This window comes from Burkholderia gladioli (assembly GCF_000959725.1).
GTDB classification, from domain to species: Bacteria; Pseudomonadota; Gammaproteobacteria; order Burkholderiales; family Burkholderiaceae; genus Burkholderia; species Burkholderia gladioli.
In genome coordinates, this window is record NZ_CP009322.1 from 3,643,432 (window position 1) to 3,669,382 (window position 25,951).

Consider the following 25,951-nt stretch of genomic DNA (forward strand, 5'->3'; position numbering starts at 1 on the left):
GCGGCAGCCGCGGTCCATCCGTCACGACATGACTGACAGGCAGGCCGCGATGCAGACACGTCCCCCGCTTTCCCAGGCCGTCCACGCCACGGTCACGCGCAGCGCGATCTTCCTCGTGGCGACGATCAATCCCGGCGCGGCCCACGCCGATACGATCCGTTCATGGTGCGGCGACATCGCGGCGCTGGTGCGCTCGGTCGGCAAGCGCGTGCCGGCCGGCAATCTCAGCTGCGTGTGCGGCTTCGGCGCCGAGGCATGGGATGCGCTGTTCGGCGCGCCGCGCCCGGCGTCCCTGCATCCGTTCCGGGAGTTCGGCGCCGGCCAGCGCCTGGCGGTGGCCACCCCGGGCGACATCCTGCTGCACATCCGCGCCGAGGCGATGGACCTGTGCTTCGAACTGGCGACGCAGTTGCTGAACGCGCTCGGCGATGCCGTCACGGTGGTCGACGAGGTGCATGGCTTCCGCAATTTCGACCAGCGAGCGATGATCGGCTTCGTCGACGGCACCGAGAACCCGGAAGGCCGCGAGGCGGTCGACTTCACCGTGATCGGCGACGAGGACGCGGCCTTCGCGGGCGGCAGCTACGTGATCGTGCAGAAGTACCTGCACGACATGGCCGGCTGGAATGCGCTGGCCGTCGAGACGCAGGAGCGCATCATCGGCCGCACCAAACTGTCCGACATCGAGCTGGCGGCGGACGTGAAGCCTTCGTGCTCGCACAGCTCGCTGACCACGCTCGACGAGGACGGCCAGGAAGTGAAGATCCTGCGCGACAACATGCCGTTCGGGCGCCCGGGCGCCGGCGAGTTCGGCACCTACTTCATCGGCTACGCGCGCTCGCCGCGGCCGATCGAGCAGATGCTCGAGAACATGTTCGTCGGCCGCCCGCCCGGCAACTACGACCGCCTGCTCGACTACAGCCGCGCGGTCACCGGCTCGCTGTTCTTCGTGCCGTCGGCCGACCTGCTCGAGGCGCTTGCCGAGCGCGCGGCACCGGCCGACGCCGCTGCCTTGCCCGAATCCTCGCCGCCCGCGCCCCGTCGCGACGGCTCGCTCAATATCGGCTCGTTGAAAGGAACCCCATCCCATGAATAACCTGCATCGTGAACTCGCCCCGATCTCGTCGTCCGCCTGGGCCCAGATCGAGGAGGAAGTGGCGCGCACCTTCAAGCGCTCGGTGGCCGGCCGCCGCGTGGTCGACGTCGAAGGCCCCGCCGGCTCCGAGCTATCGGCCGTCGGCACCGGCCACTTGCGCGAGGTCGCCGCGCCGCGTGAGCACGTGAACGCGCGGCTGCGCGAGGTGCGGACCATCGTCGAGTTGACCGTGCCTTTCGAGCTGAGCCGCGAGGCGATCGACAGCGTCGAGCGCGGTGCGCGCGACGCCGACTGGCAGCCGGCGAAGGAGGCGGCGCAGCGGCTCGCCTTCGCCGAGGACAACGCGATCTTCGACGGTTACCCGGCCGCCGGCATCGTCGGCATCAGCGAGGGCACCTCGAACCGCAAGCTCGGCCTGCCGAGCGACGTCGCGGCCTACCCGGACGCGATCAGCGATGCGCTCGAGGCGCTGCGCCTGGCCGGCGTCGACGGCCCGTATTCGGTGGTACTCGGCTCGCACGCCTACACCGCGCTGAGCGAGGCGCGCGACCAGGGCTACCCGATCCTCGACCATATCAAGCGCATCGTCAGCGGCGAGATCATCTGGGCACCGGCGATCGCCGGCGGCTGCGTGCTGTCCACGCGCGGCGGCGACTACGAGCTGCATCTTGGCGAGGACGTCTCGATCGGCTACACCAGCCATGACGACCAGGTCGTGCGCCTGTACCTGCGCGAGACCTTCACCTTCCTGATGCTGACCAGCGAGGCCTCGGTGGCCGTGGTGCCGCAAGGCGACACGGCGGCCTGAACGCGCTGGCCACCGCGCGCGGCGGTGTCGTCGCGCGCGGGTCGGGTTGCCCGTTGCCGCATCCATCTCGCCGTGCCGCCCGCCGGCAGGCTTCGTCGAATTCGGCTACAGTCGTCGCGCCCGGCCGCGACTCGCACGAGCGCGGCCGGCCGACCTTTCGACACATGAATGCAAGGAGACGGTAATGCGGATTCTGGTAGTGGGCGCGGGCGCGACCGGCGGTTATTTCGGCGGGCGGCTGGCCGCGGCCGGGCGCGATGTGAGCTTCCTGGTGCGCGAGGGCCGGGCCCGCGCGCTGGCGCGCGACGGCCTGGTGATCCGCAGCCCGCATGCGGGCGACCTGACGCTGCCCGGCGTGAAGACCGTGCAGGCCGGCGACGCCGACCGCGCCGGCGGCTTCGACCTGGTGTTCCTGAGCTGCAAGTCCTACGGCCTGGACGACGCGATCGCCTCGTTCGCGCCCTTCGTCGGCCCGCGCACGCTGATCCTGCCGGTGCTCAACGGCATGCGCCACCTGGACGTGCTGAAGGCGCGCTTCGGCGACGCCAACGTGCTGGGCGGCCTGTGCATGATCGCGGCCACGCTCGACGACCAGCAGCACATCGTCCATCTCAACGATGCGCAGGCGGTCGGCTTCGGCGACCTGGCGGGCGGGCTCACGCCGCGCGTGCAGGCGATCGCCGACACCTTCTCGGGCGCCGGCTTCGACGTGCTGCCGGCCGAGAACATCGTCGCGAAGATGTGGGACAAGTGGGTGTTCCTGGCCACGCTGGCGGCGGCCACCTCGCTGTTCCGCGGCTCGGTGGGCGACATCCTCGCCGCGCCGGACGGCCATCGGCTGCTGGAGACGCTCTATGGCGAGACCAGCGCGATCGCCGCGCACCACGGCTACGCGCCCGGCGAGGCGATGAACGAACGTTCGCGCCGGATCCTGTTCACGCCCTCGGGCATGACGGCCTCGATGCTGCGCGATGTCGAGAACCGCTCGCGCGTCGAGGCCGACCACGTGATCGGCGACCTGCTGGCGCGCGCGCCAGCGGACGTCGACGGCCAGCCGTCCCTGCTGCGCATCGCCTACAACCACCTGAAGGCCTACGAGGCGCGGCTCGCGCGCGAAACCGCGAGCGCCTGACCCTCATCCCCGGCCGTTGCCCGACACGGCGGCGGCTTGCCTTGCCGGCTTCCTGCGATCGCACGGAAGCCGGCATTTCATTTTCCGGGCGACGTTCCTACCGCGCATGCCCGGCCGTTTCCGCGCGGTTTTCCCGCAGCCGTGCGCCGAGGTCGACCGTCCCTGGACGATACCGGCTCGGCCATCACGCAATTTCTCACACCATTTTCCGGTGACTCGATTGGGTTTCGCGCATTCGATTCGCGCCGGACGCGGGATTTGCTCGTCGCCTTTGATAAAAAATGGGATTTTGGCGTGGCTGAAAATCGACGCGAATAATCGTCTGGAAAACCGCCCTCGCGTGCCGCGAGGCCTGCTGCAGCGGCCGGCCGGGATTCCCTTCCGGCCCCGCGTGCATTGCTTTTCCGGGCGATCGCGCTGATCGGAAAAACCACTTTGTGGCGATATTCTCCACTTCAATAACACCGCCCGCGATTTTTGAAAATCGGGGCGATTCCCGCTCTATCTCGGCGCCTGCCGAATTGATACGATCACCGTCGAAGCGTGCGACAAAATCAAACGTGGAGATAAGCGAAATGAGCCAATACGGGCCATTGAAATTGCATGTACCGGAGCCAACCGGGCGACCGGGCTGTAAAACCGATTTTTCCTACCTGCTGCTGTCCCCGGCGGGCAAGCTGCGCAAACCTCCGATCGACGTCGCGCCGGTCGATACCAGCGACCTCGCCTATGGCCTGGTGCGGGTGATCGACGACGACGGCCGCGCGGTCGGCCCCTGGGCTCCCGAGCTCGATCGCGACCGGCTGCGCGCCGGCATGCGCGCGATGCTCAAGACGCGCGTGTTCGACGCGCGCATGCTGATCGCCCAGCGCCAGAAGAAGATTTCCTTCTACGTGCAGAGCCTCGGCGAGGAGGCCATCGGCACCGCGCATTCGTTCGCCCTCGACAACGGCGACATGTGCTTCCCGACCTATCGCCAGCAGAGCATCCTGCTCACGCGCGAGGTGCCGCTGGTCGACCTGATGTGCCAGTTGATGTCCAACGAGCGCGATCCGCTCAAGGGCCGCCAGTTGCCGGTGATGTATTCGAACCGCGCGGCCGGCTTCTTCACCATCTCGGGCAATCTCGCCACCCAGTTCATCCAGGCGGTGGGCTGGGCGATGGCCTCGGCCATCAAGGGCGACACGCGCATCGCCTCGGCCTGGATCGGCGACGGCGCCACCGCCGAGGCCGACTTCCATACCGCGCTGACCTTCGCGCACGTCTACCGCGCGCCGGTGATCCTCAACGTGGTCAACAACCAGTGGGCGATCTCGACCTTCCAGGCGATCGCCGGCGGCGAGGGCTCGACCTTCGCGGGCCGCGGCGTGGGCTGCGGGATCGCCTCGCTGCGGGTGGACGGCAACGACTTCCTGGCGGTCTACTCGGCCTCGCGCTGGGCCGCCGAGCGGGCGCGCCGCAACCTCGGCCCGACCCTCATCGAGTGGGTCACCTATCGCGCCGGCCCGCACTCGACCTCGGACGATCCGTCGAAATACCGTCCCGGCGACGACTGGGCGCATTTCCCGCTGGGCGACCCGATCGAGCGCTTCAAGCGCCACCTGATCCGCGAGGGCCACTGGTCCGAGCAGGAGCACGCCGACCTGAAGGGCGAGCTCGAGGCCGAGGTGATCGCGGCGCAGAAGGAGGCCGAGCGCTACGGCACGCTCGGCGACGACCGCGTGAACGTCGCGAGCTTCTTCGAGGACGTCTACAAGGACATGCCGGAACACCTGCGGCGCCAGCGCCAGCAACTGGGAGTCTGAGCGATGACCACCGCACAACCCAAGGGCCAGTCGGCCGCCACCATGACCATGATCCAGGCCCTGCGCTCGGCCATGGACGTGATGCTGGAGCGCGACGGCAACGTCGTGGTGTTCGGCCAGGACGTGGGCTATTTCGGCGGCGTGTTCCGCTGCACCGAAGGCCTGCAGGCCAAGTTCGGCAGCTCGCGCGTGTTCGACGCGCCGATCTCCGAAGGCGGCATCGTCGGCGTGGCGGTCGGGATGGGCGCTTACGGGCTGCGGCCCGTGGCCGAGATCCAGTTCGCCGATTATTTCTACCCGGCTTCCGACCAGATCGTCTCGGAAGCCGCGCGGCTGCGCTACCGCTCGGCCGCCGAGTTCACCGCGCCGCTGACCATCCGCATGCCCTGCGGCGGCGGCATCTACGGCGGGCAGACCCACAGCCAGAGCCCCGAGGCGATGTTCACGCAGGTCTGCGGGCTGCGCACGGTGATGCCGTCGAACCCCTACGACGCCAAGGGCCTGCTGATCGCCTCGATCGAGAACGACGATCCGGTGATCTTCCTGGAGCCCAAGCGGCTCTACAACGGCCCCTTCGACGGCCACCACGAGCGCCCCGTCACGCCCTGGAGCCAGCACCCTGCCAGCCTGGTGCCGGAGGGCTACTACACGGTGCCGCTCGATTCGGCCGCCGTGGTGCGGCCCGGCAGCGAGCTGACGGTGCTGACCTACGGCACCACGGTGCACGTCTCGCTGGCCGCCGCCGAGGAAACCGGCCTCGACGCCGAGGTGATCGACCTGCGCAGCCTGTGGCCGCTCGACCTCGACACCATCGTCGCCTCGGTGCGCAAGACCGGGCGCTGCGTGGTGGTGCACGAGGCGACCCGCACCTGCGGCTTCGGCGCCGAGCTGATCTCGCTGGTCCAGGAGCATTGCTTCCACTGGCTCGAAGCCCCCGTCGAACGCGTGACGGGCTGGGACACGCCGTATCCGCATGCGCAGGAGTGGGCGTATTTTCCGGGGCCGAGCCGGGTGGGCGAGGCGATGCGGCGTGTGATGGAGAGCTGAGATGGGTATTCATGTGATCAAGATGCCGGACATCGGCGAAGGCATCGCCGAGGTCGAGCTGGGGCTCTGGCATGTGCAGGTGGGCGACCAGGTCAAGGAGGACCAGGCGCTGGCCGACGTGATGACCGACAAGGCCTCGGTCGAGATTCCCTCGCCGGTGACGGGCACCGTGGTGGCGCTGGGCGGCAAGGCCGGCGACATGATGGTGGTGGGCTCGGAGCTGATCCGCCTGGAGGTGGCGGGCAGCGGCAATCATCGCGGCGAGGCGCCGGCAACGCAGGCCGCGCCGGCGAAGGCGACGGTCGATGCGGCCGCAACCAAGGCCGCCGAACCGGCGCCGGTTGAAAAGAGCGCGCCGCGCGAGGCGCCCGCCGAGGCACAGCCGCGCAAGCAGGCGGCAGCCGGGCCCGCCGAGGCGCCGGGCCGCCGCGAAGCCGCGCATTCGACATCGAGCGCCGCCGCGGCGCCGGTCGCGCGCCAGCCCGGCGAGCGGCCGCTGGCCTCGCCGGCGGTGCGCAAGCGCGCCTGGGATCTCGGCATCGAGCTGCGCTTCGTGCGCGGCTCGGGCGAGGCGGGCCGGATCCTGCACGAGGATCTCGATGCCTGGCTGCAGGGTAGCGGCGCCGCCGCGGCGCCGGCCGGCGCGCGCGCGGCCTATGCCGAGCGCCACGACGAGGAGGCGGTGCCGGTGATCGGCCTGCGCCGCAAAATCGCCGAGAAGATGCAGGAAGCCAAGCGCCGCATCCCGCATTTCAGCTACGTCGAGGAGATCGACGTGACCGAGCTGGAGACGCTGCGCGCCGAGCTGAACCGCCGTCACGGCGAGACGCGCGGCAAGCTCACCATGCTGCCCTTCATCGCGCGCGCGATGGTGGTCGCGCTGCGCGACTTCCCGCAGATCAACGCGCGCTACGACGACGAGGCCGGCGTGGTGACGCGCCACGGCGCCGTGCACCTGGGCGTGGCCACCCAGAGCAAGGGCGGGCTGATGGTGCCGGTGGTGCGCCATGCCGAGGCGCGCGACGTCTGGGCGCTGGCCGCCGAGGTGGCGCGGCTGGCCGAGGCGGCGCGCGCCGGCAAGGCCTCGCGCGAGGAGCTGAGCGGCTCGACCATCACGCTGAGCAGCCTGGGGCCGCTGGGCGGGGTGGTATCCACGCCCGTCATCAACCATCCCGAGGTGGGCATCGTCGGCGTGAACCGCATCGTCGAGCGGCCGATGATCCGCAACGGCCTGGTGGTGGCGCGCAAGCTGATGAACCTGTCGTCCTCGTTCGACCATCGCGTGGTGGATGGCATGGACGCGGCCGAGTTCATCCAGTCGGTGCGCGCGCTGCTCGAACAACCCGCCCTGCTATTCGTGGACTGAGCCGATGAGCGAACCCATCAACACCACCTTGCTGGTGATCGGCGGCGGGCCCGGCGGCTACGTGGCCGCGATCCGCGCCGCGCAACTGGGCGTGCCGACCGTGCTGGTCGAGCGCGCGCGGCTGGGCGGCACCTGCCTGAACATCGGCTGCATCCCCTCCAAGGCGCTGATCCACGCGGCCGAGGAATTCGACAAGGCCCGCCATTACGCGAAGGAATCGCCGCTGGGCATCAGCGTGGCCTCGCCGGCGATCGACATCGGCCGCACCGTGGCCTGGAAGGACGGCATCGTCAGCCAGGCTGACCGGCGGCATCGGCACGCTGATGAAGCGCCACGGCGTGGAGGTGCTGCAGGGCGAGGCGCGGGTGATCGACGGCAAGACCGTCGAGGTCGCGCGCGAGGGCGGCGAGCCGCTGCGCGTGCGCGGCGAGCACCTGCTGCTGGCGGCCGGCTCCGAGCCGGTCGCGCTGCCCTCGATGCCGTTCGGCGGCATCGTGCAATCGTCCACCGAGGCGCTCTCGCCGAGTAGCCTGCCCCGGCGCCTGGTGGTGGTGGGCGCCGGTTATATCGGCCTGGAGCTGGCGATCGCCTATCGCAAGCTCGGCGTCGAGGTGGCCGTGGTCGAGGCCCGGGCGCGCATCCTGCCGGCCTGGGACGAGGCGCTGACCAAGCCGGTCGCCGCCTCGCTCGGCAAGCTCGGCATCGCGCTGCACCTGGAGCGCAAGGTACTGGGCCTGAATGCGGGCGGCGACGCCGTGCGCATCCAGGACGCGGCCGGCGCGGAACACGCGCTGCCGGCCGATTGCGTGCTGGTGGCGGTCGGCCGCCGGCCCCGCACCCAGGGCTGGGGGCTGGAGGCGCTGCAGCTCGATCGCGAGGGCCATGCCCTGAAAATCGACGACCAGTGCCGTACCTCGATGCGCAACGTCTGGGCGATCGGCGACCTGACCGGCGAGCCGATGCTCGCCCATCGCGCCATGGCGCAGGGCGAGATGGTGGCCGAGATCGTCTCGGGCAAGCGGCGGCGCTTCATGCCGGCGGCGATCCCGGCGGTCTGCTTCACCGATCCCGAGGTGGTGTCGGTCGGCCTCGCGCCGCACGACGCGGCCACGCCCGAGGACGCGCTGGTGGCCAGCTTCCCGCTGTCGGTCAACAGCCGCGCCATGACGCTGGAGAGCAGCGACGGTTTCGTGCGCGTGGTGGCGCGCCGCGACGATCACCTGATCCTCGGCTGGCAGGCCGTGGGCCGCGGTGTCTCGGAGCTGTCCGCCGCCTTCGCGCAGTCGCTGGAGATGGGCGCGCGGCTGGAGGACGTGGGCGGCACCATTCACGCCCATCCGACGCTCGGCGAGGCGGTGATGGAGGCCGCCTTGCGGGCGCTCGGCCACGCCCTGCATATCTGAAACGAACCGGTCGTCGCGCGCGACGGCGCGTGACGACCGGCCGCGGCAAGCCTTGAACAACAAGGCCGGGACGCCTGGCGGACCCGGCGATCAGGCATTCGACGACGAGAGAGTGCGAAGTCTGAACTGACGACCAAGGAACGGCGGGGCGAGCAGGCTGGCGCGGGCAACCGCGCTCACGGCCGGGCTCGCACCCGCCGTCATCGTCTCTGCAATCCGGCCCGAGTCCAGGAGACGCCTCGGGCCGCCCGAGCGAACCGGCACCGTGTGCCGCGGCCCCAGGCTGCGGCCGCGCGTGTCGCGCGCGGCGCCGTGCCGCCGCGTTCCATTGGTTCGCCGCCTGACGTTCGCCGCATGCGGGCCGCCCTGGCCATCCATGCGGCGGCGGTGCCCGGCCTCGGCCGCGGCGCCGCTGCGTCGCGTGCCGCCTTCCCGGCGGCCCACCAGTGCGTTTCGATCGGCTCGCATCCCGGCCAGGACGAGGCAGCGCCTCGCCCGCGCCGGTTTCGCGATCCGCCTTTTCTCGTCGCCCGAGATCCCCTGCGCGCGTCGGCACGCCCGCCGCGCGGTTGATCCCACCGATGGCCGTCGGTGCGTGTGACGCGGAGCGAGGCTTGCCGACCCACCTATTCGTCCCCGTCGTTCGAGGCGTTCACGCCCGTACGCAAACCGCTCCCGCCGCGATGCCGGCGGGACGGCCCGCCATCGCCTTCCACTCCCTGCACAGGTGGTCCGGCGCTCATGGCTCGACACTCCGCTTTGCCTTCCTATCTCTCCCCTGATCCCGATTACGACGATGCCCTGCAGATCCGGCACGGCGTGGTGGGCGGGGTTCGTCTCTCGCTGGTCGCGCGCGGCGACGCCGAACGCGGCTTCGTGTTCGAGCGGCATCGCCGCGCGCCCGGCGAACCGGTCTCGATCCAGCGTCTCGACGCGGGCGAGCGCGCGGCGCTGGCCGCCTTCGTCGCGCATGACCCGTTCGCCGCGCCGCTGGCCAACGAATATCGCGCGGTGCTCGACGCGCTCGAGACGGCTCTCGCGCGGGCCGGCGCCGCGCCGCGCCTGGACGAGCCCGCCTACGCCTCCGAATGCGAGAGCGACGCCGAGCTGATCGCGCTGATGCGGCGCGTCACGGCCGCCTGCGATGCCGCGCAATGCTTCTTCCACTGGTTCGTGTTCGACGAGCCGAGCGGCGAACCCGCCGTCCATCACCTGCTGGTGGGCGGCGATCCGGCCTGGGCGCAGCGCTACACGGGCGGCCACTGGTACCTGAACGACCCGGCGCTGGCGGCCGCGCGCGAGGACACGCGGCCGATGCGCGGCAGCGCGCTGGCGCTGCCGGCCGGCCACTGGCTGCCGCGTCACGGCGCGGCGCACGGCATGGGCAGCCACCAGTTCCACCCGGCGCACCGCCGCGACGTGGCCACCGTGGGCGTGCTGCACGTAAGCACGCCGCATCCGCCACCGGCCGGCGAGGACCGGCTGTGTGCGCATCGCCGCCAGTTGCGCGGGCTGGCCAACGAGCTGCTCGAATGGCAGGTGCTGCGCCGCCGCCGCGAGCTGGCCGACACGCTGGCGCTGGAGCCGCGCGAGGTGCAGGCGCTGCGGCTGGTGGCGCGCGGCGGCAATGCGCGTCACGTGGCCGAGGAGCTCGGCGTGGGCGAGCGCGCGGTCTATCAGCTGTTCAGCGCGATCAACCGCAAGCTCGACAGCGAGCACATCCGCGTCAGCGCCAACAAGGCGCGCCAGCTCGGCCTGCTCGGCGACGGTTATATCGCGGAGCGATAACAAAATGCATGCATATGCAGTAAACGATCTAAGTCCTTACGCACGGCAATCCCGTTACTGTTCGTCTCAGCAGTCGAACACCAGAAACGCGATAGACACGAGAGATACGACCCCGCCGCGAGGGGCCGCCAGGAGAGAGGCGGCCGAGGCTCGTGGCGGGGGCGACACGACAAACCGAGGGGCCGGTCGCGGCCGCGAGCCATGGCGCATGCAATCCAGCCTGCGCGCTCGTAGCGAACCGGCGCGCGTTGCCGCCCGCCTTGCTGCCGAAGGTGCCCGCAGAGACACATCGGAGAAGGCTATATGGAGCAGCCAGGACACATCGTTCACGCGATCCAGACCCACGCGCTCGGCACGCCGTATCGACCGGCGCTGACCGACAGCCGCGACGATTTCAGCTATGCCGAACTCGACAGCTTCAGCACGCGTTTCGCGCTGCGCCTGCAGTCCTACGGCTGCGCGCCGGGCGATCGCGTGGTGATGGCGGCGAGCCGCCGTGCGCTGCTGGTGGCGGCCATCGTCGGCAGCTTCAAGGCCGGCTGCGTGCACGTGCCGCTCGATCCCAAGATGCCCGCCGAGCGGCTGCGCTACATTCTCAACGACATCGCGCCGGCATTGGTGATCGTCGACGACGAGCTGGAGGCCGAGGCGCGCGCGGTGCTGCCCGGCGCCATTCCGGTGCTGCGCCTGGCCGACCTGGAGCGGCTGCGCGACCACGACGAGGCCACCCCCAGCGACGCCTGCGTGCGCGCGCTGCCGCTGCCCGAGCTGGACGGCTCGGCCACCGCCTACTGCATCTACACCTCGGGCTCGACCGGGCGGCCCAAGGGCGTGCTGATCAATCATCGCAGCATCGTCGATTTCTTCGAGGGTACGCGCGAGGTGTACGACGTGAAGATGGCCTCGCGCTGCGCCAGCTTCTCGCCGCTGCACTTCGACGTCTACCTGATGGACATGCTGTTCCCGCTCGCGCAGGGGGCCCACCTGTACGTGCACGACGACGTGATCGTGCCGGACATCATGCTCGACGCGCTGGTGGCGCACGACGTCACCCACTTCTCGGCCTGGGGCATGATGCTGGGCCTGATCGCCCAGGCCGAGGGTTTCGAGGCGGCGCGCCTGCCGGCCTTGCGCCGGATCCTGACCGGCACCGACGTGCCCGACATCAAGACCATCCAGCGCTGGCTGCGCAAGACGCCCGGCATGCAGGTGATCAACGCCTACGGGCCCACCGAGGTGACCTGCGCGTCCACCGCCCACCTGATCGGCGAGATCGAGCCCGAGCGCCGCACGCTCTACCCGATCGGCAAGCCGCTGGCCCACGTGCGCGTGCTGCTGGTGGGCGAGGACGGCCGCGCGATCGACGCGCCCCACGTGCCCGGCGAGCTGCTGATCGGCGGCAGCCAGGTGATGGAGGGCTACTGGCACCTGCCCGAGGAAACCGCCGCGCGGCTGCTGCGCATCGACGGCGTGCCCTTCTATCGCACCGGCGACCTCTGCCACTGGCTCGAGGACGGCAGCCTGTTCTACCAGGGCCGCCGCGACAACGAGATCAAGCTCGGCGGCTATCGCATCCATCTCAACGAAATCCAGCGGGTCATCAACAGCGTGCCGCACGTGCACGCCAGCGAGATCGTGCTGCTCGACACGCGCCACGGCGAGAAGGTGCTGGCCGCCGGCGTGCTGTTCGAGCAGGGCAGGCCGGTCGACGCCGAGCGGCAGACCGACACGATCCGGCAGCGCCTCGCGGGCGAGCTGCCGGCCTACATGGTGCCGCGCCATCTGGCGGTTCTCGACCGGTTTCCGCAGCTCTCGTCGGGAAAGACGGATCGCAAGGCGCTTCTGTCGATATTGCAGCAACGCATCAACGCAAGCCACCAGGAGGAAGTCAATTCATGAAGACCGTAGATATCTTGATCCAAGTGCTGGAGAACGTGATCGGCGCGAAGCACGTGACGCCCGAGACGCGCTTTCTCGACATCGGCGGCAATTCGCTGAACCTCGTCGAAGTGCTCAAGCAGCTCAAGGCGAAGCTCGGCATCACGCCGCCGCCGCGGCTGTTCTTCGACCGCACGCGCTCGACCGTCGCCGAGCTGGCCGCGGCCACCGACGCGCTGCGCGAGGCCAGCCGCAGCCCCGCCGAGGCGGCCGGCTGAGCTGCGCCGGCCGCGGCTCCCGGCATCGATACCCAGCAACCCGTAGCGACACGTAACGAAACACGCCAGGGCGCGAGCCCCGACCCCATGCAGTGAGCCGTGACGACCCGAGCGAGCCCGCGACGGTCTTCCCTATTGATCAGGAGAACTGAGATGCAGAAGCGTTTCCATCTGTCCGAGGAAGAAAAGAAGTTCTTTTACGAGAACGGTTATGCCGGCCCGTTCACGCTCTACGAGCCGGAGGAGATGACGCGCGTGTGGGAGGAGGTCCGCATGGACCTGCTGGACACCACCAACGCCGCCTTCCCGAACAGCAAGCTGAACTACGACCGGCACCTCGACATGCCGAACCTGAATCGCATGATCAGCCACCCGGCGATCGTCGACCGGATCTCCAGCATCCTCGGGCCGGACGTGCTGAGCTGGCGCACCGAGTGGTTTCCGAAGTACCCCGGCGACGAGGGCACCGACTGGCACCAGGCCGAGAGCTTCGTCGAGTTCGAGGGCACCGAGAAGCTGGAGCCCACCGCGGCCGAGGAAGGCCGGCCCTGGGAGCTGACCGCCTGGGTGGCGATGAGCGAGGCCACCAAGGCCAACGGCTGCCTGAAGCTGATGCCGGGCAGCCACCGCACCTGGTACTTCGACGAGAAGCGCAACATCCCCTTCGAGCCGGAGAACTTCAACCAGCGGGTGCTCGACGACGGCCAGAAGTCCGGCTTCTACGGCTACGACTACGAGAAGCTCAAGCTCGACCCGAAGTGGAAGCCCGACGAGGCGCGCGCCGTGCACATGGAGGTCAAGCCGGGCCAGTTCTTCATCTTCACCTCGCGCTGCATGCACGGCTCGAACCCGAACTCGACCAAGGATTCGGTGCGCTTCGGCTGGGCCACGCGCTTCGTGCCGACCCACGTGAAGGTGTACTCGGGCCAGGACTCGTTCCACCACTTCGGCGAGGTGCTGCCGCTCGATCGCTACTCCACGGTGCTGGTGGCCGGCGAGGATCGCTACGGCCATAACCGCGTGACCCGGCCGCTCGCCGCGAAAGCGGCGGCCACGGCCTGAGCGATGGCCGGCGCCGAGATGGCCAGGCCCCGTTCCGACTGGCTGCTGCCCGGCGCCGGCCAGCCCCGGCCGGCCGGGGGCCCCGCGCCGCGCGCGCGGCTGGTGTGCTTCCACTACGCGGGCAGCGGCGCCTCGATGTTCGCGCCGTGGGCGGCGGCCCTTCCCGACGAGGTGGAGCTGCTGGCCGTGCAGCTGCCGGGCCGCGAGACCCGGCTCGACGAGCCGCTGCGCCACGCGATGGAGGAGGTCGCGCCGCCGCTGGCCGAGGCGCTCGCGCCCTGGCTGGACCTGCCCTACGCGATGTTCGGGCACAGCACCGGCGCGCTGATCGCCTTCGACGTGGCGCGGCGCCTGCGCCGGCGCGCGCTGCCGCTGCCGCGCGTGCTGATCGCCTCGGCGCAGAACGCGCCGGACGTGAAGCCGCCGGTGATCCGCCACGTGCTCGACGACGCGGCCTTCGTGGAGGTGCTGCGCGGCTGCCGCGGCACCCCCGAGGCGATCCTCGACGATCCGGTGCTGCTCGACCTGCTGCTGCCGCGCATCCGCGCCGACGGCGCGGTGTTCGAGACCTACCGCTACCTCGAGGAGGCGCCGCTCGACTGCCCGATCGTGCTGTTCCACGGCACGCGCGACGCGATGGTCGACGAGGCGGGGCTGGCACGCTGGGCCCGCGAGACGCGCGGCGGGTTCCGGCGCCGCGAGTTCGGCGGCGGCCACTTCTTCGTCCACGAGCAGCAGGCGGCGGTGCTGGACGAGATCAACCGGGAGCTGGCCGTGCTGCTCGACGAGCCCAGCGCCCTTCCTATCGGATGAGACACACCATGACGCAATGGAATACGGATGAGGAGCTGTTCGCGCTGCTGCGCGCCGAGCTGGCCACCTGCCCCTTGAGCGACGTGCTCGAGCAGCTGGGCTTCGGCCATCCGATGCTGCCGCCCGAGATCCGGCCGCTGTCGCCCGGGATGGTGATGGTGGGCCGCGCGATGCCGGTGCAGGACGATCCGCCGGTGCCGCATGGCGGCCTCAGGCGCTTCGACGCCAAGCCCTTCGGCCTGCTGTTCGAGTCGATCGAGGCGCTGCGCCCCGGCGAGGTCTATATCGCCAGCGGCGGCCCGGTGGACGCGGCGCGCATCGGCGACCTGCTCAGCGCGCGCGTGAAGAAGATCGGCGCGGCCGGCGTGGTGCTCAACGCCCGCGTGCGCGACGCCAACGCGATCGGCGAGCTGGGGCTGCCGGTGTTCTCGCGCGGCACCTATGCCTACGGGCTGCAGGGGCGCCACAACGTGGTCGACTACCGCTGCTCGATCCAGGTCGGCCAGGTGCGGGTGCGCCCCGGCGACCTGCTGTTCGGCGACAACGACGGAGTTTGCGTGATCCCGCGCGAGGTCGAGCGCGAGGCGGTGACGCGCGCGCTGGCCAAGAACCGCCTGGAGCGCAAGGTGCGCGAGGCGGTGGGCGCCGGGCGCAGCGTGGTGGATGCCTTCAACGAATACAGCGTGATGTGAGGAGACGGCCCGTGAGCCAAACCAGCAAGCAGGCAGGCATGATCTGGAAGAACGGCGAGATGCTGCCGTGGGAGCGCGCGCAGGTGCACGTGATGAGCCATGCGCTGCATTACGGCACCAGCGTGTTCGAGGGGATCCGCGCCTACGCGATCGGCGACAAGGCGGCGATCCTGTGCGGCCGCGAGCATTACGAGCGGCTGCTTTTCAGCTGCAAGGTGGCGCGCATTCCCTCGCCGCTGACGGTCGAGCAGTGGATGGCGGTGAGCGCCGACACGCTGCGCGCCAACGGGTTGCGCAGCGCCTATCTGCGCCCGCTGGTGTATCGCGGCGCGGGGCCCTCGCTCGGGCTCGACGCGCGCCAGCACCCGGCCGAGGCGCTGCTGGCCGCCACGCCCTGGGGCGCCTACCTGGGCGAGGAGGCGCTCACGCTGGGCGTTGACGTGCAGGTCAGCAGCTGGCGCCGCAACGGCCCCGGCGCGGCCAGCACCATGGCCAAGATCGGCGGCCAGTACATCAACGGCCAGGCGATCGTGATGGAGGCGCGCGAGAACGGCATGAGCGAGGGCATCGCGCTCGACGGCAACGGCTTCGTCAGCGAGGGCAGCGGCGAGAACGTGTTCCTGGTGCATCGCGGCGAGATCTTCACGCCCTCGGTGGGCAGCAGCATCCTGAGCGGGATCACGCGGCAGTGCGTGATGCGCATCGCGCGCGACCTCGGCTACACCGTCACCGAAGCCAGCATTCCGCGCGAGATGCTCTACCTGGCCGACGAGATCTTCTTCACCGGCACCGCCGTCGAGATCTGTCCGGTGCGCTCGGTCGATCGCATGCCCGTGAGCAACGGCGTGCGCGGGCCGGTGACGCGCGCGATCCAGGACCGCTACTTCGGCATCGTGCGCGGCACCCATGCCGACAAGTGGAACTGGCTTACCACCGTGCCGGTGCCGCTGGCCGGCGAGGCGGCCGCCGGCCAGCCGGCACGCGCCGGGGTGGCCTCATGAGCGCGCCGCGCGAGACGCCCTGGCTGATTCCCCAGCCCGCGCCGAACGGCCGGCCGGCGCGCTTGCGGCTGTTCTGCTTCCACTACGCGGGCGCCACGGCCTCGATCTTCCGCAACTGGCGCGCGGGGCTGCCGGACTGGGTCGAGCCGGTGGCGGTGCAACTGCCGGGCCGCGAATACCGGCTCGCCGAGCCGCTGGTGGAGGACGCGCAGCCGATCGCCGCCGCGCTGGCCGAGGAGATCGAAAGCTGGCTCGACCTGCCGTTCGCCTTCTTCGGCCACAGCATGGGCGCGCTGATCGCCTTCGACCTGGCGCGGCGGCTGCGCGAGCGCGGCCACGGCGAGCCGGCGCTGTTCGTTGCCTCGGGCCGCAACGCGCCGCGTTTCCGCTGGCGCGACGCGGGCATCCAGGCGCTGCCCGACGAGCCCTTCATCGCGGCGGTGCGCGACTACAACGGCACGCCCGACGCGCTGATCGACGAGCCGGCGATGCGCGATCTGTGGCTGCCCCGGCTGCGCGCCGACCTGACCATCTCGGCCTGCTACCGCTACACGGATGCGCCGCCGCTGGCCTGCCCGCTGCTGGTGCTGCACGGCACCGACGATGGCCTGGTCAGCGACGAGGGGCTGGCCGGCTGGCGCGAGGAGAGCCGCGGGCCGATCCGCTACGTGTCTTATCCCGGCAACCACTTTTTCCTGCACGGCGACGAGGCGCGCGTGCTGGCCGAACTCGGCCGCGCGCTGGCCGAGCTGGTGCCGTCCGGATCGTCCGGATCGCCGGCATCGCCCGCGCAGGACGCGCAGGACGCGCAGGACGCGCAGGACGCGCAGGACGCGCAGGACGCGGCTCGCGCTCCGGCGCGCGTCGCCCAAATGATGGAGGAGAACGGCAGATGAAGCAGCGAACCCCACGCACCCGCGTCGCCATCCTCGGCTCGGGCAGCATCGGCATCGACCTGATGTTCAAGGTGAAGGCGTGCGAGCAGTTCGAGCTGGCCTGGGTGGTCGGCCGCAACGCCGACAGCGACGGCCTGCGCCTGGCGCGCGAATGCGGCGTCGCCACCTCGAGCGACGGGCTCGATTTCATGAAGGACCAGGTCGACGGCTACGACCTGGTGTTCGACGCCACCTCGGCCGCGGCCCACACGATCCACAACCGCTTCTTCGCCGAAGCCGGCAAGTTCGCGATCGACCTCACGCCGGCCAAGCTCGGGCGGCTCTGCGTGCCCTGCATCAACCTGCCCGACACGCAGGCGGTGCAGAACGTCAACCTGATCACCTGCGGCGGGCAGGCCAGCCTGCCGCTGGCCTGGGCGCTGCGCCAGGCGGTCGATTCGATCGACTACCTGGAGGTGGTGTCGGCGATCGCCTCGCGCAGCGCCGGCATGGCCACCCGCGAGAACATCAGCGAGTACCAGGCCACCACCGAGTACGCGCTGGCGAAGTTCAGCGGCGCCAAGCGCACCAAGGCGATCCTCAACATCAACCCGGCCGAGCCCGGCATCCGCATGCAGACCACGCTCTATGCGCAGGCGCGCTACCGGGATTTCGAGCGGGTGCGCGAGCGCGTCGAGGCGATGGCGGCCCGGGTGCGCGAATACGTGCCGGGCTACCAGCTGGTGGTGGCGCCGCTCGAGAGCCAGGGGCGCATCACCATGAGCCTGACCGTGCGCGGACGCGGCGACTACCTGCCCGAATACGCCGGCAATCTCGACATCATCAACTGCGCGGCGCTGGCGGTGGCCACGCATCGGCATGCAACCCTCAGCACGGGAGTCCCATCATGAACCTGATCAGCGACGCCACCCTGCGCGACGGCAATCACGCGATTCGCCACCAGCTCGGCCGCGAGCAGATCGCCGACTACGCGCGCGCGGCCAACGCGGCCGGCATCGACATCGTCGAGGTCGGCCACGGCAACGGGCTGGGCGGCTCGTCCTGCCTGCTCGGCCAGACTCCGATCGACGATGTCCTGATGCTGGAGACGGCGCGCGCGGCGCTCACCACCAGCTGGCTCGGCGTGCATTTCATCCCGGGGCTGGGCAAGGCCACCGACATCGAGTTGGCGATCGAGGCCGGCGTGGACGTGGTGCGGGTGGCCACCCACTGCACCGAGGCCAATGTCTCGCGGCGCTTCATCGAGCAGACGCGGCGCGCGGGGCGGGTGGCCTACGGCGTGCTGATGATGTCGCACATGGCGCCGCCCGAGGTGCTGCTGGCCCAGGCGCGGCTGATGCAGGACTACGGCGCGCAGGCGGTGATCCTGATGGACAGCGCCGGTTATTCGACGCCGAACCTGGTGCGCGAGAAGGTGCGCCTGCTGGTAGAGGCGCTACGCGTCGACGTGGGTTTCCACGCGCACAACAACCTCGGCCTGGCGGTGGCCAACAGCCTGGTGGCGCTGGAGCAGGGCGCGCGCATCGTCGACGCCTGCGTGAAGGGCTTCGGCGCCGGCGCCGGCAATACCCAGTTGGAGACGCTGGTGGCCGCGATGGAGCGCGAGGGGCATGCCGCGAACACCAGCTTCGAGCGCGTGACGGCGCTGGCGAGCGAGAGCGAGGCCTTCCTGAGCCCGAAGACGCCGCATATCGCCGCCGCCAACATCGCCAGCGGCTTGTACGGGCTGTTCTCCGGCTACGTGCCGCATATCCAGAAGGCCGCGCTCGAATTCGGCGTGAACGAGTTCGAGCTGTACCGGCGGCTGGCCGAGCGGCGGCTGGTGGCGGGGCAGGAGGACATCATCACCGAGGAGGCGAGCCGGCTGGCGCGCTCGCCGGAGGCAGGCGGGGCGAGTGGGGCGGGTGGTGGGGCGGCGGCCGGCGAGGTGGCAGCAGCGACAGCGAGCGGGGCCGCCGGCGCAGCCGGCGCCGGTCCGGCCGCCCGGCGCCGCGAGACGGCCGGCGAGCTGTCGGCCTGAGCCGCGCGCTCGCCGCGCATCGACACAAGACGAACAGCATGGAGACAGGCACATGACAGGACTCAATCCGCAAGGCCAGGGCCACTGGGAGGGCATCGAGCGCGAGGTGCTGACGCCCGACATCGAGCGGCAGGTGGTGAACGGCGACGCGCTGATGATGGCCCGGCTGTTCCTGAAGAAGGGCGCCTTCGTGGCCACCCATTCGCATCCGAACGAGCAGTTCACGCTGATCCTCTCGGGGCGCCTGCTGTTCCGCTACGGCGAGCGGCTCGAACACGAGGCCGAGGTGGGCCCCGGCGGCATCCTGCACCTGCCGGCCAACCTGCCCCACAACGCGCTGTGCCTGGAGGATGCCGTCGATCTCGACATCTTCACGCCGCCGCGCGCCGATTGGCTGGAGCCCGACGGCAACCGCTACTTCGCGGGCGCCAGGGCCTGAGCCTCGCGCCCCCGGGCGAACCCGAACGAACCTGAGAGAGAAAACAAGGAGAGACATCGTGCTGCTCGAAGCCGCGCTGATGAAGATGGTGATGTACGTGTCCCTGGTGCTGGTGGTGCCGGGGCCGACCAATACGCTGCTGCTGTCCTCGGGGCTGAAGGTGGGCCTGCGCGGAACCTGGCCGCTGGTGATCGCCGAGGCGCTCGGCTATACCGTGGCGATCTCGGTGTGGGGCTTCTTCCTCTGCACCTTCGCGGCCACCCGGCCCTGGCTCTACGACGCGGTGAAGCTGGCCAGCTCGGCCTACATCTTCTACCTGGCCGTGAAGATGTGGACCCGCAGCCGCGTGATGGAGGACCTGTCGATCCGCCCGATCAGCTTCCGCGACCAGTTCGTGGCCACGCTGATGAACCCCAAGGCGCTGCTGTTCGCCAGCACGCTGTTCCCGATCGAGGCCTTCCGTTCCTCGCAGGTCTACTTCACCGCGTTCGCGCTGTTCCTGGTGGTGCTGGCGCCGATCGGCCTGGGCTGGTCCTGCCTGGGCGGGCTGATCACCTCGCGGCGCGCCTGGGCCGAGCGCACCTCCACCCTGCTGCGCGGCGCCTCGCTGGTGCTGCTGATGTTCTCGGGGACGCTGATGTACTCGATCCTCAAGAGCTGAGCCCGACGAATCGACACGACAAGGAGAGATGATGGCAAGCCCCTGGATGGATGACACGGCGCTGGCCGCGCGTGCGAGACGCGCGGCGGGTGGCGAGGCGAAGGCCGCCGTCGAGGCCGAGGTTGCGGCTCGTGACGTCGATCGCGATGCCGCCGCCGGCCGCGAACTCGCGCAGCAGTTCCGCCACGCAATGCGGCGGCTGACGGCCTCGGTGGCGATCGTGGCGACGCGCGAGCACGGTTCGCGCTATGGCATGACGGCCACCGCGCTCAGCGCGCTGTGCACCGAGCCGCCCTCGATCGTGGTCTGCATCAACCGCAACGCGAGCCTGTACTTGCCGCTGTCGCGCACGCGGCGCTTCGCGGTCAGCCTGCTGAACGCAGGGCAGCACGAACTGGTGGCGCCGTTCAGCGGCAAGCTCGAGCACGCGGCGCGCTTCGGCTTCGGCGATTGGCGCGAGGCACGCGGGCTGCCGGTGCTGGCCGGCGCGCAAGCCACCTTGCTGTGTCGCGTCGATGCGCTGCACGCCTATGGCAGCCACGACCTGGTGATCGGGCGCGTCGAGGCGGTGACGGCCGCGCAGGCGGTGGCGCCGTTGCTCTGGCAGGACGGCGCGCCGGCCGCCGCGCGGGCGATCGGCGCATGAGCGGCGGCGCGCGAGGGTTCGGGCTGGGGCGCGAGGCGGCGGCCGGGCGGCGTGGCGCGCGTTGGTCGTCGCGTCGGCATCTCGATCGCGTCGACGTGCCCGTCGAGGCGAGCTCGCCGACGCGCCGATATGCCGGCGGCATCGAACGCTTCTCGCTGGCCGTCGATCGATCCCGGCCCGTGCCGCTGCCCGATAACGAAGCTCATATCTGGATCGCGCGTGCCGCCGGCAGCGATACACCGCGTCGCCGCGCGCGCTACCTCGCGCTGCTCGACGCGGCCGAGGCCGAGCGCCACGCGCGGCTCGCCACCGACGCGCTGCGCTTCGAATACCTGCTCACGCGCGCGCTGTGCCGCTCGGTATTGTCGGCCTACCAACCCGCCGTCGCGCCGGCTGCCTGGCGCTTTCGCACGGGCGAGCACGGCCGCCCCGAACTGGCCGGCACGGGCGAGCCGCCGCTGCGTTTCAACCTGTCGAACGCGGGCGGGTTGGTCGCCTGCGTGATCACGCGCCGCGTCGATGCCGGTATCGACATCGAGGACAGCCATCGTCGCGTGGATATCGACGGCATCGCCGCCGCCTTCTTCACACGCGACGAACGACGCGCCCTGCGCGCGTTGCCGCCGCCGCTGCGCCGCGAGCGTTTCTTCGCGCTCTGGACGCTCAAGGAGGCGTATCTGAAGGCGCGCGGCGTCGGCCTGTCGGCGCCGCTCGACGCTTGTTCCTTCAGCTTGCCGCGCCACGCGCGCGGCACCTCGCGCCCGCGCTTTGCGGCAGCAACCGGCGATACCGCGTGCGACTGGCAGTTCGAACGCTTCGCACTCGACTCGCGCTACCGGCTCGCGCTCGGGCTGCGTCGCGGCCCGGCGCCGCCGATGCGCCTGCGCTGGCGCGAGTGCGTGCCCGAGCCGGGCCGCTGAATCGATCATCCGCGCCCGCCGGCTCCGCGTCGGTCGCGCGCGGCCCATTCCCATCCCGCGAGGAAGCATGGCCATGCAGAACAAACGCAAGATCAACTTCGGCGTCCTGATCCAGGGGCCCGGCGCCAACATGAACGCCTGGAAGCACCCGAGCGTGCCGCCCGATGCCAGCGTCAACTTCGATTTCTACGTCGATCGCGCGCGCCGCGCCGAAGCCGCCGGCATCGCCTTCGCCTTCATCGCCGACGGCCTGTTCATCACCGAGAAATCGGCGCCGCACTTCCTGAACCGCTTCGAGCCGATCGCGCTGCTCTCGGCGCTGGCCGCGCTGACCACCAAGATCGGCCTGGTCGGCACGGTGTCCTCGCCCTACAGCGAGCCCTACAACGTGGCGCGCCAGTTCGCCTCGCTGGACCTGATCAGCCGTGGCCGCGCCGGCTGGAACGTGGTGACCTCCTCGCTGGAGGGCACCGCGCGCAACTACGGCCGCGCGCATCCCGACCACGCCGAGCGCTACGAGATCGCCGCCGAGCATCTCGACGTGGTGCAGGGCCTGTGGGACAGCTGGGACGACGACGCGCTGATCCGCGATCGCGCCAGCGGCCGTTTCTTCGACCCGGCCAAGCTGCATCGGCTCGATCATCGCGGGCGCCATTACACGGTCGACGGCCCGCTCAACATCCGCCGCTCGCAGCAGGGCCAGCCGGTGATCTTCCAGGCCGGCTCCTCGGGCGACGGCGTGGCCTTCGCGGGCCGCTACGCCGACGCGGTGTTCTCCAACGGCGGCAGCTTCGAGGACGCGCGCAACTTCTATCGGCGCGTCAAGGCGGCCGCGGCGGCGGCCGGGCGCGATCCGGACCACGTCAAGGTGTTTCCCGGCATCGGCCCGATCGTCGGCGCGAGCCAGGCCGAGGCCGACGACAAGTATCGCCAGGTGCGGGACCTTCTCTCGCCGCAGGAGGCGCTGGCCTATCTCGGGCACTTCTTCCAGCAGCACGACTTCAGCGTCTATCCGCTCGACGGGCCGTTCCCCGAGATCGGCGAGCTCGGCAACGACGGCTTCCGCTCCACCACCGACAACATCAAGAAGCTCGCGCGCGAGCGCGGCCTGACGCTGCGCGAGGTGGCCTACGAGGTGGCCACGCGGCGCTCCAACATCGGCACCTCGGAAGCCTTCATCGGCACGCCAGGCCAGGTGGCCGACGAGATGATCCGCTGGGTGGAGGAGGGCGCCGCCGACGGCTTCATGCTGGGGCTGCCGGTGGTCGGCTTCGGGCTCGACGACATGATCCGCCACGTGCTGCCGGTGCTGACCGAGCGCGGGTATTTCGACCCGGTGCTGCGCGGGCGCACGCTGCGCGACCACCTCGGCCTGCCGTATCGCGAGAGCCGCCACGCGGCGGCCGCACAGGTGGCGGCGATTTAGATACACTGGGCGGCGCGCGCGGCCGATCGCCGCCGCCCGAGCGGGGAGGCAAAGCGGGGACACACCGGGCCGTACCCGGGGCAACCCGCCCGCGCTCGACCGCTTCCCGCCGTTCCCCGCCATCACCACCTGAGCGCCGCCACGAGCGGCGCGCATGATACGGAGACATTCCATGAAAGTCGGATTCATCGGCATCGGCGTGATGGGACAGCCGATGGCGCTCAACCTCGCCCGCGCCGGCATCGAACTCGTGATCTGGAACCGCTCGCCCGAGCGCTGCGCGCCCTTGCGCGAAGCCGGCGCGCAGGTGGCCGACACGCTCGACGAGGTGTATCGGCAGGCGCGCATCGTGATCCTGATGATGGCCACCGACGAGGCGCTCGATGCCGTGCTCGGCCGCGGCACGCCGGCCTTCGCCGCGCGCGTGGCCGATCACCTGATCGTGCACATGGGCACCGTGTCCGCCGAGTATTCGCGCGGGCTCGATGCCGATATCCGCGCCGCCGGCGGCCGTTACGTGGAAGCGCCCGTGTCGGGCTCGCGCAAGCCGGCCGAGGCGGGCCAGTTGGTGGCGATGCTGGCCGGCGAGCCGGCCGACGTGGAGGAAGTGCGGCCGCTGCTCAAGCCGATGTGCCACGAGTCGGTGGTTTGCGGGCCGGTGCCGACGGGCCTCTTGATGAAGCTCTCGGTCAATACCTTCCTGATCCCGATGGTCACCGCGGTGGCCGAGGCCTCGCACCTGGCGCGCCGCTACGGGCTCGACATGCAGCAGTTCCAGAAGGTGCTCGACGCGGGCCCGATGGCCAGCGCGGTGTCGCGCGTGAAGATCGACAAGCTGGTGAGGGAGGATTTCGAGGTGCAGGCCTCGATCGCCGACGTGCTGAAGAACAACCGGCTGGCCGCCGAGGCCGCGCGCAACGCGAACCTGGCCTCGCCGCTGCTCGATACCTGCTTCGAGCTCTATACCGAGACGCTGAAGCTCGGGCACGGCGGCGAGGACATGGCCGCCGTGGTGCGCGCGATCGAGGCGCGCACGGACAAGCGGCAGGGCTGAGTCGGCAGGCGGCGCCGGCTGTGCATGAGCAGCCGGCGGGGGCGGCTTCGCGGGGTGAGCGCTGTCGCCGCCGAGCCGTGGCGTGGTGGCCCTCAGCGCGCCGCGCCGCCGGCCGTCTCGCTTTCGCGCCAGGCCGCGTCGAACGCGGCCATGTCGGTCCACACCGGAATCTCCGGCGGGAACGGGTTCTCCTCGCCGGGCGCGACGATGCCCGCGAAGGGCATGCCCAGCTCGCGCGCCGCGTCGTATTCCGTGAACGAATCGCCGATCGCCAGCACTTGATCGCTGGTCCAGTCGCCATGGCGCAGCACCTTGGCGAAGGCCACCGGCTTGGTGGTCGGCGAGCCGGTGATGGTCTGGAAGTAGCGCGCGAAATCGCGTTCGCGCGTGATGCGCCGCAGGTCGTCGTCGGTGGTGCCCGAGATCAGGTGCAGCGACAACCGCGCCTGCATCCGCTCCAGGAAGGCGCGCGCGCCGGGCAGCTCGGGGCAGTCACCGATGCGCGCCATCAGCAGCTCGCTGTAGCGGCGCGCCCGCGCCTCCACCACCGCCGGATCCGGCTCGCGATTGAAGATCGCGCGCTCGTAGTAGGCCATCTTCGCGACGCGGCCGACGCCGCCGTGATGCGTCAGGTGCGCCAGCATCTCGGCCTTCTGCGCCTCGCTGATCGGCTCGTCGTAGCACTCGAAGAACAGGTGGACCTTCATCCACACCGAATCGAGGATCACGCCATCGAAATCGAAGGCGATCGCGCGGATCGTGTCGAACGGGATCGGGGTAGACATCGGCGGGCTCCGGAAACGAGAAGGTCAAATGCGGGTGGGACGGGGGACTGCATGGCGCGTGGCGCCGGCAAGGCGGGACAGCGGGGAAGGACGGCGCGGCAGCCCGGCTTTCAGGCTCCCGACAGGGTCATGGTCTCGAGCTGGCGCACGATCTCGTCGCGCAGCCCGCTCGGCAGGTTCTGGTAGCCGAGCAGCTCCGAGATCCACAGCCCGTCGGCGGCGAGCCGGCAGATCATCAGCCGCGCGGCCTGCTCGAGCGGCAGCGGGTCGGGCCGCGCGATCTCGCGCATCGGCTGGGCCCAGCGTTCGCGCGCCTCGGGATCGGTCATCATCGACGAGACCAGCACGCGCAGCAGGTTGGTGCTGGCGGCCGGCGAGGTTTCGGTCATCGCCGCGTGCAAATAGGCGCGCGCGTTCGCGCCTTGCGGATGCGGATCGCCCGCGAGGTGCGCCTGCATGGTCTGCTCGAAGCGCTCCAGGGTCTGGCCGAACAGCGCGTCGAACAGCGCCTGCTTGCTGCGGAAATGGTATTGCAGCCCGCCCTTGCTGACGCCGGCCCGCTCGGCCACCGCGTCGAGCGTGACGGCCTGCACGCCCAGCTCGGTGGCGATCTCGGCGGCGGCCTGCAGCAGTTGCGCGCGCACGTGCGCCGGGGCTTTCTTGCGGCGGTTGCCGCGCGCGTCGTCGCCGGCGGCCGCGCGCGGGTCGGCGGCGCAGGCAGCGGCTGCGCTGGCGGAAGCGGCGGGGCTGGAGGCGGAAGCCGGGGCGAAGACGGCGTCGTCGGACGCGGCGGCGGATGCAGGACCCGGCGCTGGCGAGGAGGAGGCGGGCGCGGCGGCGCGGCTGTCGGGCGGCGTGCCGGGCGCGGAAGGCCGGATGGGATTCATCCGCGCATCTTAGCATCGTCGTTCCCATCCAAACAATCCGGCCGGATG

The 25,951-nt window shown here is 70.6% G+C and carries 24 protein-coding genes and 1 pseudogene; 23 read left to right on the forward strand and 2 right to left on the reverse strand.

Annotation, left to right across the window (positions count from 1 at the left end):
• The first annotated feature begins 28 nt into the window (after positions 1-28).
• The 23 genes and pseudogenes from BM43_RS15655 (at position 29) to BM43_RS15765 (ending at position 24,231) form a co-directional block, all read left to right on the forward strand.
• Positions 29-1,096, forward strand: coding sequence for a Dyp-type peroxidase (locus tag BM43_RS15655; protein ID WP_036054775.1), 1,068 nt, complete (start codon positions 29-31; stop codon positions 1,094-1,096).
• Positions 1,089-1,904 (forward strand): family 1 encapsulin nanocompartment shell protein, encoded by an 816-nt coding sequence (locus BM43_RS15660; RefSeq protein ID WP_013689110.1) that lies wholly within the window; start codon positions 1,089-1,091, stop codon positions 1,902-1,904. The genes BM43_RS15655 and BM43_RS15660 overlap by 8 nt, the downstream gene beginning before the upstream one ends.
• 184 nt (positions 1,905-2,088) lie before the next feature.
• Entirely contained in the window at positions 2,089-3,036 is a 948-nt protein-coding gene (locus BM43_RS15665) for a ketopantoate reductase family protein (RefSeq protein WP_036054772.1), read from the forward strand.
• Between the two features lie 575 nt (positions 3,037-3,611).
• Positions 3,612-4,841: a 3-methyl-2-oxobutanoate dehydrogenase (2-methylpropanoyl-transferring) subunit alpha gene (locus BM43_RS15670; protein WP_025101026.1), complete on the forward strand. Its 1,230-nt coding sequence runs from the start codon at positions 3,612-3,614 to the stop codon at positions 4,839-4,841.
• A 3-nt stretch (positions 4,842-4,844) separates the two neighbouring features.
• On the forward strand, positions 4,845-5,888 hold the full coding sequence (locus BM43_RS15675) for an alpha-ketoacid dehydrogenase subunit beta (protein ID WP_025101027.1): 1,044 nt from the start codon (positions 4,845-4,847) through the stop codon (positions 5,886-5,888).
• 1 nt (position 5,889) lies between these two features.
• The gene (locus tag BM43_RS15680) at positions 5,890-7,254 is read left to right on the forward strand and encodes a dihydrolipoamide acetyltransferase family protein (RefSeq protein ID WP_036054770.1); all 1,365 of its coding nucleotides are present in this window, start codon (positions 5,890-5,892) and stop codon (positions 7,252-7,254) included.
• 4 nt (positions 7,255-7,258) lie between these two features.
• Positions 7,259-8,657: pseudogene (lpdA, locus tag BM43_RS15685) on the forward strand (dihydrolipoyl dehydrogenase).
• Between the two features lie 741 nt (positions 8,658-9,398).
• Positions 9,399-10,445 carry a helix-turn-helix transcriptional regulator gene (locus BM43_RS15690; RefSeq protein WP_036054766.1) on the forward strand — a complete coding sequence of 349 codons (1,047 nt, stop codon included), beginning with the start codon at positions 9,399-9,401 and terminating at the stop codon, positions 10,443-10,445.
• Positions 10,446-10,748: 303 nt separating this feature from the next.
• Entirely contained in the window at positions 10,749-12,344 is a 1,596-nt protein-coding gene (locus BM43_RS15695; protein ID WP_036054765.1) for an amino acid adenylation domain-containing protein, read from the forward strand.
• A complete protein-coding gene (locus BM43_RS15700; protein ID WP_013689118.1) occupies positions 12,341-12,601 on the forward strand; it encodes an acyl carrier protein in 261 nt (86 codons plus the stop codon). The genes BM43_RS15695 and BM43_RS15700 overlap by 4 nt, the downstream gene beginning before the upstream one ends.
• Before the next feature lie 153 nt (positions 12,602-12,754).
• Positions 12,755-13,663: a chlorinating enzyme gene (locus BM43_RS15705; protein WP_013689119.1), complete on the forward strand. Its 909-nt coding sequence runs from the start codon at positions 12,755-12,757 to the stop codon at positions 13,661-13,663.
• Between the two features lie 3 nt (positions 13,664-13,666).
• On the forward strand, positions 13,667-14,476 hold the full coding sequence (locus BM43_RS15710) for a thioesterase II family protein (protein ID WP_036054764.1): 810 nt from the start codon (positions 13,667-13,669) through the stop codon (positions 14,474-14,476).
• 8 nt (positions 14,477-14,484) lie between these two features.
• On the forward strand, positions 14,485-15,168 hold the full coding sequence (locus BM43_RS15715; protein ID WP_013689121.1) for an RraA family protein: 684 nt from the start codon (positions 14,485-14,487) through the stop codon (positions 15,166-15,168).
• An 11-nt stretch (positions 15,169-15,179) separates the two neighbouring features.
• A complete protein-coding gene (locus tag BM43_RS15720; protein WP_255222483.1) occupies positions 15,180-16,169 on the forward strand; it encodes a branched-chain amino acid transaminase in 990 nt (329 codons plus the stop codon).
• Entirely contained in the window at positions 16,166-17,065 is a 900-nt protein-coding gene (locus BM43_RS15725; protein ID WP_036054763.1) for a thioesterase II family protein, read from the forward strand. Before BM43_RS15720 ends, BM43_RS15725 begins: the two co-directional genes overlap by 4 nt.
• On the forward strand, positions 17,062-17,955 hold the full coding sequence (locus tag BM43_RS15730) for an acetaldehyde dehydrogenase (acetylating) (protein WP_013689124.1): 894 nt from the start codon (positions 17,062-17,064) through the stop codon (positions 17,953-17,955). The genes BM43_RS15725 and BM43_RS15730 overlap by 4 nt, the downstream gene beginning before the upstream one ends.
• A complete protein-coding gene (dmpG, locus tag BM43_RS15735) occupies positions 17,952-19,085 on the forward strand; it encodes a 4-hydroxy-2-oxovalerate aldolase (protein ID WP_036054762.1) in 1,134 nt (377 codons plus the stop codon). The genes BM43_RS15730 and dmpG overlap by 4 nt, the downstream gene beginning before the upstream one ends.
• 52 nt (positions 19,086-19,137) lie before the next feature.
• Positions 19,138-19,524, forward strand: a complete 387-nt coding sequence (locus tag BM43_RS15740) for a cupin domain-containing protein (RefSeq protein WP_025101663.1) — start codon at positions 19,138-19,140, stop codon at positions 19,522-19,524.
• A 58-nt stretch (positions 19,525-19,582) separates the two neighbouring features.
• A complete protein-coding gene (locus tag BM43_RS15745) occupies positions 19,583-20,185 on the forward strand; it encodes a LysE family translocator (protein ID WP_013689127.1) in 603 nt (200 codons plus the stop codon).
• Positions 20,186-20,216: 31 nt separating this feature from the next.
• Positions 20,217-20,831, forward strand: a complete 615-nt coding sequence (locus BM43_RS15750; RefSeq protein ID WP_036054760.1) for a flavin reductase family protein — start codon at positions 20,217-20,219, stop codon at positions 20,829-20,831.
• A complete protein-coding gene (locus BM43_RS15755; RefSeq protein ID WP_080742045.1) occupies positions 20,828-21,751 on the forward strand; it encodes a 4'-phosphopantetheinyl transferase family protein in 924 nt (307 codons plus the stop codon). Before BM43_RS15750 ends, BM43_RS15755 begins: the two co-directional genes overlap by 4 nt.
• Positions 21,752-21,824: 73 nt before the next feature.
• Positions 21,825-23,177 carry an LLM class flavin-dependent oxidoreductase gene (locus BM43_RS15760; RefSeq protein WP_036054758.1) on the forward strand — a complete coding sequence of 451 codons (1,353 nt, stop codon included), beginning with the start codon at positions 21,825-21,827 and terminating at the stop codon, positions 23,175-23,177.
• Between the two features lie 154 nt (positions 23,178-23,331).
• The gene (locus BM43_RS15765) at positions 23,332-24,231 is read left to right on the forward strand and encodes an NAD(P)-dependent oxidoreductase (RefSeq protein ID WP_326494097.1); all 900 of its coding nucleotides are present in this window, start codon (positions 23,332-23,334) and stop codon (positions 24,229-24,231) included.
• A 92-nt stretch (positions 24,232-24,323) separates the two neighbouring features.
• On the opposite strand, the gene BM43_RS15770 is transcribed toward BM43_RS15765, so the two are convergent.
• Together BM43_RS15770 and BM43_RS15775 are read right to left on the reverse strand one after the other, a co-directional pair.
• Positions 24,324-25,016 (reverse strand): HAD family hydrolase, encoded by a 693-nt coding sequence (locus BM43_RS15770; protein ID WP_036036085.1) that lies wholly within the window; start codon positions 25,014-25,016, stop codon positions 24,324-24,326.
• A gap of 110 nt (positions 25,017-25,126) precedes the next feature.
• Positions 25,127-25,903, reverse strand: coding sequence for a TetR/AcrR family transcriptional regulator (locus tag BM43_RS15775; protein ID WP_036054756.1), 777 nt, complete (start codon positions 25,901-25,903; stop codon positions 25,127-25,129).
• Between the last annotated feature and the right edge of the window lie 48 nt (positions 25,904-25,951).

What these genes read in the sequence shown, in the direction of transcription:
- BM43_RS15655 (WP_036054775.1), top strand. Translation starts at nt 29, where the DNA reads ATGACTGACAGGCAGGCCGCGATGCAGACACGTCCCCCGCTTTCCCAG.
- BM43_RS15660 (WP_013689110.1), top strand. Translation starts at nt 1,089, where the DNA reads ATGAATAACCTGCATCGTGAACTCGCCCCGATCTCGTCGTCCGCCTGG.
- BM43_RS15665 (WP_036054772.1), top strand. Translation starts at nt 2,089, where the DNA reads ATGCGGATTCTGGTAGTGGGCGCGGGCGCGACCGGCGGTTATTTCGGC.
- BM43_RS15670 (WP_025101026.1), top strand. Translation starts at nt 3,612, where the DNA reads ATGAGCCAATACGGGCCATTGAAATTGCATGTACCGGAGCCAACCGGG.
- BM43_RS15675 (WP_025101027.1), top strand. Translation starts at nt 4,845, where the DNA reads ATGACCACCGCACAACCCAAGGGCCAGTCGGCCGCCACCATGACCATG.
- BM43_RS15680 (WP_036054770.1), top strand. Translation starts at nt 5,890, where the DNA reads ATGGGTATTCATGTGATCAAGATGCCGGACATCGGCGAAGGCATCGCC.
- BM43_RS15690 (WP_036054766.1), top strand. Translation starts at nt 9,399, where the DNA reads ATGGCTCGACACTCCGCTTTGCCTTCCTATCTCTCCCCTGATCCCGAT.
- BM43_RS15695 (WP_036054765.1), top strand. Translation starts at nt 10,749, where the DNA reads ATGGAGCAGCCAGGACACATCGTTCACGCGATCCAGACCCACGCGCTC.
- BM43_RS15700 (WP_013689118.1), top strand. Translation starts at nt 12,341, where the DNA reads ATGAAGACCGTAGATATCTTGATCCAAGTGCTGGAGAACGTGATCGGC.
- BM43_RS15705 (WP_013689119.1), top strand. Translation starts at nt 12,755, where the DNA reads ATGCAGAAGCGTTTCCATCTGTCCGAGGAAGAAAAGAAGTTCTTTTAC.
- BM43_RS15710 (WP_036054764.1), top strand. Translation starts at nt 13,667, where the DNA reads ATGGCCGGCGCCGAGATGGCCAGGCCCCGTTCCGACTGGCTGCTGCCC.
- BM43_RS15715 (WP_013689121.1), top strand. Translation starts at nt 14,485, where the DNA reads ATGACGCAATGGAATACGGATGAGGAGCTGTTCGCGCTGCTGCGCGCC.
- BM43_RS15725 (WP_036054763.1), top strand. Translation starts at nt 16,166, where the DNA reads ATGAGCGCGCCGCGCGAGACGCCCTGGCTGATTCCCCAGCCCGCGCCG.
- BM43_RS15730 (WP_013689124.1), top strand. Translation starts at nt 17,062, where the DNA reads ATGAAGCAGCGAACCCCACGCACCCGCGTCGCCATCCTCGGCTCGGGC.
- dmpG (WP_036054762.1), top strand. Translation starts at nt 17,952, where the DNA reads ATGAACCTGATCAGCGACGCCACCCTGCGCGACGGCAATCACGCGATT.
- BM43_RS15740 (WP_025101663.1), top strand. Translation starts at nt 19,138, where the DNA reads ATGACAGGACTCAATCCGCAAGGCCAGGGCCACTGGGAGGGCATCGAG.
- BM43_RS15750 (WP_036054760.1), top strand. Translation starts at nt 20,217, where the DNA reads ATGGCAAGCCCCTGGATGGATGACACGGCGCTGGCCGCGCGTGCGAGA.
- BM43_RS15755 (WP_080742045.1), top strand. Translation starts at nt 20,828, where the DNA reads ATGAGCGGCGGCGCGCGAGGGTTCGGGCTGGGGCGCGAGGCGGCGGCC.
- BM43_RS15760 (WP_036054758.1), top strand. Translation starts at nt 21,825, where the DNA reads ATGCAGAACAAACGCAAGATCAACTTCGGCGTCCTGATCCAGGGGCCC.
- BM43_RS15765 (WP_326494097.1), top strand. Translation starts at nt 23,332, where the DNA reads ATGATACGGAGACATTCCATGAAAGTCGGATTCATCGGCATCGGCGTG.
- BM43_RS15770 (WP_036036085.1), bottom strand. Translation starts at nt 25,016, where the DNA reads ATGTCTACCCCGATCCCGTTCGACACGATCCGCGCGATCGCCTTCGAT.
- BM43_RS15775 (WP_036054756.1), bottom strand. Translation starts at nt 25,903, where the DNA reads ATGAATCCCATCCGGCCTTCCGCGCCCGGCACGCCGCCCGACAGCCGC.